Source organism: Geobacillus sp. PK12 (genome assembly GCF_004123125.1).
GTDB lineage: Bacteria > Bacillota > Bacilli > Bacillales > Anoxybacillaceae > Geobacillus > Geobacillus zalihae.
In genome coordinates this window covers 1-12,038 of the sequence record NZ_SDKL01000037.1, presented here as the reverse complement: position 1 = coordinate 12,038, position 12,038 = coordinate 1, and the positions used below count along the sequence as shown (strand labels likewise).

General features: G+C 44.4%; 10 protein-coding genes and 3 pseudogenes. 5 read left to right on the top strand and 8 right to left on the bottom strand.

What is annotated here, in order from left to right:
* Nucleotides 1-147: 147 nt before the first annotated feature.
* The 5 genes and pseudogenes from ETR37_RS13005 to ETR37_RS19175 all read right to left on the bottom strand — a co-directional run bounded on the left by ETR37_RS13005 (nt 148) and on the right by ETR37_RS19175 (nt 3,683).
* Complete coding sequence (locus ETR37_RS13005; RefSeq protein ID WP_031406805.1) at nt 148-531, bottom strand: DUF1360 domain-containing protein; 384 nt, start codon at nt 529-531, stop codon at nt 148-150.
* A gap of 968 nt (nt 532-1,499) precedes the next feature.
* Nucleotides 1,500-2,224: pseudogene (locus ETR37_RS13000) on the bottom strand (substrate-binding domain-containing protein); the annotation flags it as partial.
* 341 nt (nt 2,225-2,565) lie between these two features.
* On the bottom strand, nt 2,566-2,682 hold the full coding sequence (locus tag ETR37_RS19805) for a DUF3789 domain-containing protein (RefSeq protein ID WP_011232702.1): 117 nt from the start codon (nt 2,680-2,682) through the stop codon (nt 2,566-2,568).
* A gap of 87 nt (nt 2,683-2,769) precedes the next feature.
* Entirely contained in the window at nt 2,770-3,222 is a 453-nt protein-coding gene (locus ETR37_RS12995) for a VanZ family protein (protein WP_129447354.1), read from the bottom strand.
* A gap of 140 nt (nt 3,223-3,362) precedes the next feature.
* Entirely contained in the window at nt 3,363-3,683 is a 321-nt protein-coding gene (locus tag ETR37_RS19175; RefSeq protein ID WP_164978003.1) for a hypothetical protein, read from the bottom strand.
* A gap of 92 nt (nt 3,684-3,775) precedes the next feature.
* On the opposite strand from ETR37_RS19175, the gene ETR37_RS12990 reads away from it, so the two are divergent.
* Entirely contained in the window at nt 3,776-4,006 is a 231-nt protein-coding gene (locus ETR37_RS12990; RefSeq protein WP_015375947.1) for a hypothetical protein, read from the top strand.
* 341 nt (nt 4,007-4,347) lie between these two features.
* On the opposite strand, the pseudogene ETR37_RS12985 reads toward ETR37_RS12990, so the two are convergent.
* Nucleotides 4,348-4,500, bottom strand: a pseudogene (locus ETR37_RS12985) (amidohydrolase); the annotation flags it as partial.
* A 388-nt stretch (nt 4,501-4,888) separates the two neighbouring features.
* On the bottom strand, nt 4,889-6,301 hold the full coding sequence (locus tag ETR37_RS12980; RefSeq protein ID WP_060788950.1) for a DDE-type integrase/transposase/recombinase: 1,413 nt from the start codon (nt 6,299-6,301) through the stop codon (nt 4,889-4,891).
* Nucleotides 6,302-6,731: 430 nt separating this feature from the next.
* Here ETR37_RS12980 and ETR37_RS12970 point away from each other — a divergent pair.
* The 4 genes and pseudogenes from ETR37_RS12970 to ETR37_RS12955 form a co-directional block, all read left to right on the top strand.
* A pseudogene (locus ETR37_RS12970) lies at nt 6,732-7,256 on the top strand (UPF0236 family transposase-like protein); the annotation flags it as partial.
* 685 nt (nt 7,257-7,941) lie between these two features.
* Nucleotides 7,942-9,153, top strand: a complete 1,212-nt coding sequence (locus ETR37_RS12965; protein WP_020278768.1) for an MFS transporter — start codon at nt 7,942-7,944, stop codon at nt 9,151-9,153.
* Nucleotides 9,154-9,167: 14 nt separating this feature from the next.
* On the top strand, nt 9,168-9,779 hold the full coding sequence (locus ETR37_RS12960; protein ID WP_053414193.1) for a flavoprotein: 612 nt from the start codon (nt 9,168-9,170) through the stop codon (nt 9,777-9,779).
* 149 nt (nt 9,780-9,928) lie between these two features.
* A complete protein-coding gene (locus ETR37_RS12955) occupies nt 9,929-11,323 on the top strand; it encodes a radical SAM/SPASM domain-containing protein (RefSeq protein WP_060788981.1) in 1,395 nt (464 codons plus the stop codon).
* 163 nt (nt 11,324-11,486) lie between these two features.
* Here the strand turns inward: ETR37_RS12955 and ETR37_RS12950 are convergent.
* A partial coding sequence (locus ETR37_RS12950; RefSeq protein WP_164978004.1) for an IS1634 family transposase occupies nt 11,487-12,038 on the bottom strand: 552 nt, incomplete at its 5' end.

Genomic DNA, 12,038 nt, shown 5'->3' with positions numbered 1-12,038 from the left:
TTCATTCTACTGGAGATCCGCCAGCAAGGGCTATTTTTATGCTTGTCTGAGTTTTATCTAGCACCACGGGTATAAGTTAACCATGATGTATCGACAAAAGCAAGAAAAGCGGGCGCGCCGCATGTTTCCGCCGCACGCCCCCCAATGTCAGTCCATCCGCTTTTTCGCCGCCGACAACAGATCGACCGCCTTCGTCCCGACTCCGACAAACGTCTCGAGAATCGCCTGCGCCCCGGCGATCGAAAAGATAAAAATCAACGGCATGGCGATCTTTGGGATGAATAAATACCCAAGCGCGAGAAAAACCGCGCTCCACACTCCCGCACACCAGTAACAGTTCAACAAATAGCCGAATTTCGATTTCGGCACCTTCTTGATTTCCGTACTCCCGTCCTCGTGTTGGATCGTCTCTTTTTTCATGAACGGATTGCGAATAAATTCCGTGATTTTATCAAAGACGATCAAGTGAGTGAACCGATAGCTGGCCAAAATGATCATGATGTACGTCATCCAGTCAAGTTCGCGAAGCATGGTGGGTTCCTTTCTTTTTCCATCTTTTTCTTTAGTATGAACCAAGATGCGTTTCTTTATGACCTCCGATGGTTAATGAAGCCGGTCGAGGGAAAGAGCGGAAATCACTACTCACATGTCACACCCTAACAAGGTAGAAACAAAGGATTTTTGTAGATTGGTTGGTTTTGTTATCCCCTCTTGTATATGCTATAATAGATGTACATTATAGCCAGCGTATGTCTCGTACATGTTTTTTCAAAACAGGCATATGCTATTGCTAAGGTGGTGATAGCGTATGCGCAGAAAGGAGCATCGCCAGTTGCGAAGATCAGCCATCTCAAGGCGAAAAGATGTGCGAGCACAGTCATTAAGATCGATTTATGCTAAACCTGCTGTGCGAAATCGATACGCAAACATCAATGCGTCTTTAAGTTCAAGCATTTGTTTTGATCGGTTGCCTTCTGCTCCTTTATTGGATGTTAGCCCTGATGGTGTTGTGACTGTGAATCCCGATAATCCTGTGCATCAACGGTGGCTAGATGAAGAATGATGCAGCCGGGTGGTATTTACGATATATATTTTCGTTTTCAGGAAGGGCAGGGCGGTACATATCGTCCTGTTCTTATTTTGGGTTTTAGAGGCAATCGAGCCATTGCTATTGGATTAAAAGTCACAAGATCAAAACCAACATCTCGATACCCTTATCGAATACCAATTGTTTATTGGAAATATGTTGGATTAAAGGCACAATCATATGTTCAGTATGACTGGTATAACGAAATTCCATCTACCGTTCGGTTTCGGAAATTTTACGGGATTATGCACCCTTATGATTTTAATCGCGTCCTTAATGCGTTTCGTCGTTATCATGGCATTTAATAGATACATAGTGATCAAAGAGCTTGCTTTGCCAGAGTTTTGTTTTGATTAACCCAGGTGCTAGTTGAGCGTCAGAGCTCAACTAGCACCACGGATAAAATCCCATATTATTGCCCTTGAACCAACTCGAGCGGAACGGGGATAAATTGATCCACTTTCTCCCTTTTGTGAACGCGGATAGCAGCGTCCACCGCCTTTTCGCCAATCAATGCTGGTTTTTGCGCGACGGTGGCCGCCATTTTCCCTTCTTTCACCGCCTTGACTGCGTCATCGGTCGCGTCGAATCCAACCACAATCACGTTGTTCATCCCATGCGCCTGCAAGGCCTCCAACGCCCCTAAGGCCATTTCGTCATTATGGGCAAAGACCGCTTGAATGTCTTTATGGCTTTGCAAAATGTTTTCCATGACCGATAATCCTTTGGCCCGGTCAAAATCAGCCGCCTGTTTGGCCACGACTTTCATCCTATTTCGCGCAGGAGACTCCCACTTCAACGACCAAANNGCAAGCCCCCACTTCAAGCGTTAGCTAAGTGGGGGTAGTTGACATTGGCTGCTTTGTCGATCACTTGGTGGAATCCTTCTCCCAGTTCACGAGCGGCCGAGGAACCAGGAATCCCTTCCAATTCCACAATGTTTCCACCGTTTTTCAAGTGATCGACAATAAATTGTGCCGCCATTTTCCCACCAGCCACATTGTCAGAAGCGATATGGGTGACCACTTCCCCGCCGTCCGCGCTGCGGTCGACCGTAATGACCGGGATGTTGGCGCTGTTGGCGGATTCAATCGCAGACGTGACAGCGCTAGAGTCCGTCGGGTTGACCAGTAGCAATAAAAGCATAGGATAAAAAACAGGACATTGACAACTGCCAATGCCCTGACCAACACGCACAGCGACCGCAAAAAGTGCAACGGTCTAGAAATAGGCAGAATCGCCCCACCTACACCTACACCTAGTAGAGGACTTTTCTTTTGATACCGCACAACGACTGTCGCGACCAACGACGCAAACGAAATGATCAGCGACAACCACAGCAGCCATCATCCATTAGCCCCTTTTTATCAAGGGAGTTGCCGCTGCTCCCGTGCATGAAACCGTGCATCTGTATTAACCAGCATGTCTTAGAACACCTAAGGCGTTCGATCATTGCCTAACGCCCCTCTGCAAGCTTCTCACTTTTCCCTCCACCGTTCGCTTGCTTCATCCGCCCGTTTCGCCACCGCCATCATGCTCATGATGACGAGCATCACAAACGAACCCACAAACATTCCCGCGATAAACGCGACCATGGCCCTCTCTCCCTTTTCTCGCAAACTCGTTATTGGCCATTCTTTCCGTTTACATCTAAATCTATACGATGGGAGAGCTTTGTTCTATTATACGCCGCGTTTGACCGCCCGATGCTTGGTCCTTGCCCAACAGCGGCAAGCCCATACAATCAAAAGCGCCAGGAGCGCCCCACATGAATCAATCGCCACATCTTTTGGCGTCGCCGTCCGCCCCGGTTCAAACGATTGGTGCCACTCATCGGTCGCCGCGTAGGCAGTCGCAAACAGCCAAGCGCCCGCATACGCAAACCGCTTGGGCAACAGCGCTCGCCACACAAGCGCAGCCAAAATGCCAAACTCGGTCAAATGCGCCGCTTTGCGAATCAAAAAATTCAAAAATGACGACCCCTCTTCATCCCCGCCGCCAAACGGCAAGTACGATAAAATCACCTGCAGCACATGCGCCGTATTCGCCCCAGTGAACGAGGAAGACTCGCTGAAGCTGTAAATGACGAGGCACCAGAGAATGACGGGGAGCCAGCGGGAAAGGAAAGCTCTCATCGTTTCACCTGCCAACAACCTTTTTCCCAACAAAACAAGGTATCTAAACAACAAACGAAAGTAGACACCTTGTTCGCTAAACCCTTTATCATCATAACAGGGAGGGTGATCTTTTTCCATTTTCTTTTTTGAAAGCTGCTTTACCATTGTTTTAAAATCGTTCGCTCACAGGCTGGAAAGAAGACTTCTTTTCCGTTTCCCCCTTTTCTTTCACCCATTCCCCTTTTAAGGGAGATTCTCTCCCTGTTTATGTTTTCGTGAACAGGGGTATAGTAATAAAAGAAAAAATCTGTACATTTTTTCTGACCTGCATTATAATTTTTAGAAAGGAGAATCAATGAGGTGATCGATATGCCTTCCGCTTTGGAAACGAAAATGAGGGTGACACTGTCTTGCACGGAACAGGCCAACAAACCGGATAAGGATCTTTCATTCGCCGAATTACGGAAAAAAATAGCCAAACCTTCTCCCTTTGGCAAAAAATTAGTGGACATCTACAAACAAGGACGGTAGCCGATTATGTCGTTTGTGATGACATATGAAGATGCCATAGATGAACATTTTGGACAAGCGTCTATATACATCGATGCTTGCCAACATTCAAGATTTAGCCTTAGCTCAAATGCGACTCCTTCAGCTTGAAGCCTATGATGCCTTGCACTACGCCATTGCAACATACCATCATTATGACTACTTCGCTACGCTTGACGGCGATTTTGTCCACGCTCTTTACAACCAAGACCTCGACCTAGCACCGATCACAAAAATTGTCAAAATCGCCTAGCCTTGTCGTCTTGATCGAATCGAAGTCCAAAACAAACATTAAGGAAGGCAAAGAGTCCCCATGCTCTCTTTATTTCCTTTATCCACTCATGTGAGCTACACCAAGTTCAACCATGTGAATTAGCGACAGAGAAAGAGCATGCAACTCACATTTCGCACCCTGAATAAAAATTCGAAATAAGCCCGATTTGACCGAATAAAAATTAATTATTTTACATTTTTTATAAAAAATTATTTTTATGCGAATATTCTGGTTATTTTTTGTATATTATGCAAAGGTTGCGAAATATGAGATGCAATATATCGATCCGCCTTTATGATGTACAAAAAAGCGGAAGCATCCTACTCTGCTTCCGCCAACAGTTTCAACGTCGCGGCGACAAACATTTGCACGCCAATCTCAAGCGCGTCTTCGTCGATCGTAAAGCGCGGATGGTGATGCGGGTAAACGATGCCTTTTTCTACATTGCCCGCGCCGACGTAGAAAAAGCATCCGATCTTCACCCCATCGTCGTTGGAGGCGATCGTTCTGCAATCGCGAGGCTGTCCCCGTGTGATCAACGCATTGGCCACGATGTGCCTGTTGTACGGGCATCAGCTGAAAAAGGACGTCATTGAGGTAGCGTCAAAAGTTCTATGAAAACTCCACACAGATCATCCCATTGAGCATCGTGGGGCATGCGGAGGGCCGGATTCGCCCTTGACCAACACCCGCCAAAGGTGGGAAAGAGTCGTCAAGGGCGACGGGGACAAAAAAGAAGGCAATAAGAAAGCCGCCCTTGCCATGACCGAATTTTACCTTTGGCGGTGTTCGGTTGGTCAAGGGTTCGCTTCGCCGAATCCGGCAGGAGTTCTGTTCAACGGGCTCCGGAGGACAAAAAAGTCAGGCCGCCTCTTGTTGGAGAAACGCTTGTGCCATGGCGATCAGCTTCGTCCACCGGGCCGGCATATGCGGAAGATCCGCCAGTTCCGGGATGACGACCGGCACCCGGCCTTCGAGCGCGCTGTGTGGGCGCAGAAAGTTGAAATACGCCACAAACAGCGTCACAAAGGACACCGAGCCTTCTTCCGCACCAAACCCATGGGTCGGGCGGTAGTTGCCTTTAAAGGTCCGGTTGAATCGCTCGATGATCTGCTTGAGAGGGCGAAACTCTTCCGAGACCGGATCCTCATTGGTCAGCCCGATCACTTGGCGGACGTCAAATGAAATCCCGTGTTGGGCGAAGAAGTGTTGCGCCAGCCGGTAAATCGGGTTGCCATCCACGACGAACGACAAGTCGTCTGGGAGGGACGCTAGCTTCCTGAGGACATCATCGATGGCCTTGATGGCCGAGAGCGTGTCCCGGTTGGGCGAGACGCGATACGACAGCACGATCTTTTTGACGGCGTCAAACATAAAGAACAGGTAATGCCAGCGCCCTTTGACGCGAATATACGTCTCGTCCCCGCAAAACGAACCGGACAGCTCATACGGGAACCGGTCGACAAAGGGCTTGATCCAAAGCGCGACGCTGTTGGCGTAGTTGAGCACCGTCTGATGGGAGATCGAGACGCCATGGATGTCCTTCATGGCGGCGGCGGTCTCCCTCGAGGACATCCCAAAGTTGACGTAGTACGTCAACGCGAGCCCCAACACGTGCGGCGACGCAGTCAGCCGGGACAAATCGACCTTCGGCTTGATGAGCGACGAGGAAGCCAACGGGAGAAAGTCAAACAAGAACTCTCGAAACAAATACCGCACCTTGAAGGCTTGAGGATCCTGTTGAAACTGTTGGCGCTCCTTCTTCGTCATCCGGCGAAGGTTGGCCTGGTAAAACGGGCAAGCGTTGTTCTTGCACTTATAGATGTGGTATTCTTTGCGTTCCTTGATCTTTTCCAGCGTCTTTTTGCAGTGCGGGCAGCGAAAGACCGCTTGCTTGGTGAACCGATTTCGGTGGTTGAACCGGCACTGGCACACTTTGCATTGGTATTGCCCTTTTCCGCCGTTATTGGCGTACAGGTAAGAAGAGGGAGCCTGGCAGCGAGGGCAAGTCAAGGAATCTGGAACACGGTGTTTCGCCTTCGCGCGGCGCTGGATGGGCCGCAAAGGACGTCCGTGCTGGGCTTCATAGTCTGCCAACAACTTCCGGTAATCAAGGGTTTCCGGTACATCGATGATCGGAAGGTCATCGATCTGAAGTTTTCGGTACGGTTTTTGGACGGGTTCGTCCAAGTCCTTACGATTCAGGGATTTTCCCACGATCACACCCATGAGATACACAATGATTTGATATTGGGTCTTGATGATTTGAAGCAAATAGGCTAATCATTGAGGTAACAAAGCTTGTCACTCCTTTGTTTTGGCTGTTGAGTGTGTGGTTACCTCAATGATGGCCGAAAACAACGGGGGTGGCAAGCTTTTTTTCTTCCAACCGTTGAAACTCAAGGGAAAACCGTGAGTGTGGAGGATAAACTTTTGACAATACCGTCATTGACGAGGAAGTGGTGCGCATGGCCTTAGAGGAAATGGGGGTATTAGCACGAAAGGAGCCGAATCGGCCTCTTTTGTGCTTTCTCTTTTCCATCATTCCATCAGGCGCGCTGGAAATCTTCATTTGAAAGAGCGTGCAAACGTTCCGAAAGAATGTGCAAAGTCCGGAATAATCGGCAAAAATTTTGCACATTATTTCGGAATCCATCTGAAATAATTTGAAAAAGGGATTCTGAAAGAATGTGCTAATTTACACGTGCGAAAGAAGCTGGCAAAACAAGACGAAGAAGGGCTTCTCGTGGAGCTGAACAGCACGGTCGGCACGTTGGAGGACGAAGCGAAAGAACAACAGCTGGCTGCCATGATCCGCCGGATCGAGTCGATGCCGGGATGCATCCAGGACGATCGGGAGTGGCTGTCCGAGCAAGGGGTGGAGACGACCGGCATGCGTCCGATGGGCCACGCCGAGAGCGTGATGAGCCGGTTGGCGCATCGGGTGAAATCCCGCCGCAGCTGGAAAGACCAAGGGCTTCGGGCGTTTCTAAAAGCGATGGTGGCCCGAATCGACGGGATCGGGTGGAGAAAGGGGCAGTTGGAGGAGGAAGAGCCCCGGAGGGCAGCCTCGGCCTCGACGAAGTCCAAGCGGATCGAACAGGCCAAACGGAAGGCAGGACGGTTGTGGGTGGATGTGGTGCGTCAGAATATACCGTGTCTGCAACGATCATCCGGGACGCCGATCCATCAAGCGTTGTCGGCACTCCGGGATGGTGGTTGGATGTAAAAAATGGAATACAATATGATCACCTCAAGATGAGGGATGAGGGTCCGAAAGCACTTACGATATCAATTCCTGAAAATGGTTCACTAACTAGTGATTGACAACGCCCGTAGTGAACCGAAAAAATGTTCTCCACAAAGTCTTGACTGACTCTAACACTAGGAAAAACTTGTGGATTCCTTGGTGATGTGCTAATCTATTCATGAGACATGAACCTCCTTGTGGGTAGTTGTGAGCACATCTATTTTACTCAAGGAGTCCCGTTCATGTCTCCTTTTTTGTTTGATTGTCAATTTATGTTAGCAAATTTGCTCATCTACAGTTCTTTAATACAAAATATAAGATATTTTGAATGGGATCAATCCAAGGAATTACCGGAAGTAAGTTTGACCGGTTATCTACAGTTGTCTAAACATTTTAATGAAACTATCAGCTAAATACCACCTTCTATGGGTGGTGTTTTTTATTCAACATAACATAAGATATGTTGCATTCAACGATATCCGACAAAACGAGACGAGGTATTACAAAAAACTCTTTACATTACCGTATTTTCCCGATAAAATAATTATTGTAATAACTGTAATATAATGAATATTTAGTTATATTAAAACCACCCCTTATCCTATGTTTTGATTTTGTTCTGTTTCACAAGTGCGTTACATGCCTAGTCTCAATCTTTCTAAGGGTGATCATTTTGAACGCTACAAAATTTTGTATAGCAACGTTTCTTTCAAACTTGGGGGACGTCATATACAGTGTTGTTATAGCTTGGTATATTGCTGACGTTTTACAATCAGGTTTTTTGATGGGAGCAGTTTTATTTTCCCTAGGTTTGTCGAGATTTATTGCTGGGCTTCTTTGCGGACCGGTTATTGATCGAATAGGGGCAAAGTTGTTTCTGTGGTTGTCAGACATGATAAGGACAATCATTGTGTTAGTTTTGGCTATTCTGTTATGGGATCATACTATCTCTTTTGTAATTCTCATAATGGTCTCCGTTTTGTTTGGAGCGATTGATGCTTTTTATTGGTCAGCCTCAGAATCAATAAAGCCAAGATTAGTCGCTACTGAATATTTGAGTCGTCTCAATAGTCAATACTTCACTGTTGTAAGAACAACGATCATTTTGGGCCCTTTAATAGCCGCTTGGATGGTTGAATCAATCTCAATAGAACATTCCTTGATAGCCATTTCTATCTTATATGCATTTTCAACTTTTTTAATTTTGTTTATTGACTCTAAAAATAGTCATCTTGAAAATATAAACGATAATAATGATAAAACTTCTTACTTTTCGGATTTAAGACTTGGTTTTAGTTTTTTGAATAGACAAAAAATGATTTTTTATTTGGTTATAACTATGTTTTTTGTAAATATTGGAGCAAACGGGGTTAATGTATTGTTCCCTTTTTTAGCTAAAAATGTTAGTGATGATGCTAAGTATTTAGGATATATATATTCATCGATGTCAATGGGAAGTTTGTTAACTGGTTTAATCTTTTCAGTTAAAAGCATTCACAAGGTTGAATTGAAGATTATTTATTTATCTTTTCTTTTACAAGCTACTGGTATTGCCGCACTATGTTTCACCCAAAATTTTTTGATTATTCTAATTTTCGTTTTTGTAATTGGCTTAATTACTGGTTTTATAGGAGTCCTTATACCTACTTTTGTTCAACGTTCTGTGCCTATTCATTTATTAGGAAGAGTTAATAGTATTATGATGGCGATTTCAATGCTTTCAACGCCAGTAGCCCAGTTTATTTTTGGGGTCAGTGTTGATTATTTCAATATAAAATATCTTTTCTTCATTGCAGGTGCTTTGGGTATAGTTACTAGTTTATCTTCGTTATTAATTAATGTGAGAAAAGGTACGCCAAGAGAAACTGTAATGTAAAGGAGGTGTTAAGCTTGAATATATTAGTTGGCGTTACAGGTTCTTCAGGAGTTGTTGAACTACCTATGTATTTACGAGTTTTTAGAGAAAAACTAGATGCTAACATTAGACTAGTTTGTACATCGAACGTTCAGAAATTTATTGATGTCAATTTTTTGGCGGCGCACGCTGATGCTCCTGCATATCAGGATATGTACGATTTTCCAAAGGAGTATACACGAAATAGAGTTCCTCATTCCTTTTTACATGACTGGGCGGATATTTTCATCATTTTGCCTTGTACTGCTAATACTTTAGCGAAGTGTGCAAACGGAATAGCTGATAATTTGTTAACCATGCTGGTTTTATGCTCTCCAAGACCTGTTGTCTTTTTCCCAAATATGGGGCCAAACATGTGGGATGCAAAAGTTACACAATACAATGCTAAAAAGCTGATCAGTTTTGGACATAAAGTTGTATTCCCTAGTGGAAATGCATGGATAACTGCAACCGGAGAAAAAGTAGATTATGGACATGTACCTCCCCCATATACAGTAGCTGAGTATATACAGAGACATATACAGCAGTCAGACAATGAATTGAAAGGAGGTGAATTGCATGAATCAGGAAATGCTTCAAATTCTTGATGAAGGCTTCGATGTCTTGAATCCAACAGCAGAAGACGTTCTTCTTTCTTTTGCACCGACTAACACAAACTGCGGAGGATGCTGATCATATTCTTTTGTCATCGGGGATAGCTATATTAAGCTATCCCTTGATTATAGGAGGGGTAAAAATGGAGCCGTTTTCTACTATTCCCAAAGAGGTAAAATCAGATGTGAATGATAGATGGGTAGCATCGCGATTTAATATTCTTTCCCATGAAGAGAATGGAGATCTTTATATATGTAATACTTATACGGGGGCATTTTTACGTGTTCCACAAGCTCATGCTAATAAGATTAAAAATATTCTCCGATCGGGATGTGATGAGCTTGATGATACTGCAAAGATTCTTGCTAATTATGGCTTTTTAATCAAAAGTAATGTAGACGAATTTAAAAGAGCCCGAATTTTACATGAAATCAAAGGAAGAAATCCTGAAAATATGTATTTGATTTTTTTAGTCACTGAACAGTGTAACTTTAGGTGTACATATTGTTATGAAAATTTTGAGAAAGGAAAAATGTCGGATGATGTTATTGAAGGTGTAATAAAATATGTTGAGAAAAGAGGGCCTCAACTAAAAAATTTGAATGTCCATTGGTTTGGAGGAGAACCTCTTCTCGCATTAGATGTTATTGAAAAATTATCAAATCAATTCCTTTTATTAAGTGAAAAGTACAATTTCAAGTTTCGTGCTGGTATTACTACTAATGGATTCCTTTTAAACAGTGATACGGCGACAAAATTATTAAAGCTAGGTGTTGACAATTTCCAGATAACTATAGACGGCCCTGAACATATTCATGATCAAACACGTAAGTTAGTGGGAGGACAAGGAACTTTCAAAAGAATATTTAATAATTTGAAAAATTTGAGTTATTTGGAATATGATTTTCAGGTTAGGATACGTGTCAACTTCGATAAAAGTAATGAACCTTATATACGCGATCTTACAAAAGAGCTTTCCGAAACGTTTTCCAACGATGGAAGGTTTCACGTCAACTACTTTCCTATTGGTCGATGGGGCGGACCGAATGATGAAGATTTAGATATATTTAATACAAAAATAAGAGCAAAAGTAGCACTAAGTTTGTGTGAAGATGCTTTAAATCAGGGATTATCGACTACATTAGGTAGCATTCTTCAACCTGGTGGTTATGTATGTTATGCGGCTGATCCTAATTCTTATGTAATTGGATCAGACGGTACTTTATATAAGTGTACAGTAGCGTTATATAATGAAAAAAATAAGATTGGAAAAGTTGAAAAAGATGGGAACTTTAGAATAGATATAGATAAATTTGCTTTGTGGGTTATGAACGATGAGTCTGAAGATGAGGGCTGTAAGAAGTGCTTCCTAAGACCTTCTTGTCAAGGATCTGCTTGTCCTCTAATTAGGATTGAAACAGGAAAAGCACCGTGCCCACCTGAAAAACAGTATATAAAGCAAGTAGTACGGGTTGTTGGTCGACAAAAGAAATTTATTAGCGAAAGAAAAATTAAAGTGACTAAAAGCTATTCGTAATATGCGATGAACACTTGAATCTTTGGCCTATGTGCTTTTCGGTTTTGAAAATTCTAGTTGTAAATTATCATCCCGAGTTCGACAGTCACTAGGCAAACAAAATGCCTCTCGCCCCTTGATGCAAAAGGGACGAGAGACATTTGGGCACACTTTGGGCGTGTATCTAGGCGCGAGGATGGATGCCTAGGATCTTCGGAGGAGGCTCCAGCCCTAGAGCCGCAAAGAGTTGCGCTTGTTTGGCCGTCAGTTCGGTTCGTTGATAAAGGTCTCCGTTTTTGGAAGAAAAATGTCCAAGCATAAGACGCTCACATTCGTCTCTTACGTTTGGCCACGATTCATGAGTTCGGATCTCCACGATCCGAACTAACAAGAGAGCAAGCCAACTGAGCAGCACATGCGCCCGAATGCGGTCTTCCAAGCGATGATACATGGGACGCAGCTCGAGTGTCGATTTCAACGTCCGAAAGGCCTGCTCAATATCCACCAGCTGCTTATACCCGATGGCGACATCTTCGGCAGACAAGGTGTCGTCAGATGTCCGGATGAGATATTTGCCGTCGTACTTTTCCGCGTCACGAACCGCCTGCTTGTCGATGCGAAGGGTTCCGTCCTTCAACTGGCGCAAGTATTTTCCGTAGGACGGATGGGAACGCAACCGGCAGGTCGCCTTATGACTCACATTTCGCACCCTCTCGACGAAAATCGGGAGGATTTT

What these genes read in the sequence shown, in the direction of transcription:
- ETR37_RS13005 (WP_031406805.1), bottom strand. Translation starts at nt 531, where the DNA reads ATGCTTCGCGAACTTGACTGGATGACGTACATCATGATCATTTTGGCC.
- ETR37_RS19805 (WP_011232702.1), bottom strand. Translation starts at nt 2,682, where the DNA reads ATGGTCGCGTTTATCGCGGGAATGTTTGTGGGTTCGTTTGTGATGCTC.
- ETR37_RS12995 (WP_129447354.1), bottom strand. Translation starts at nt 3,222, where the DNA reads ATGAGAGCTTTCCTTTCCCGCTGGCTCCCCGTCATTCTCTGGTGCCTC.
- ETR37_RS12990 (WP_015375947.1), top strand. Translation starts at nt 3,776, where the DNA reads ATGAACATTTTGGACAAGCGTCTATATACATCGATGCTTGCCAACATT.
- ETR37_RS12955 (WP_060788981.1), top strand. Translation starts at nt 9,929, where the DNA reads ATGGAGCCGTTTTCTACTATTCCCAAAGAGGTAAAATCAGATGTGAAT.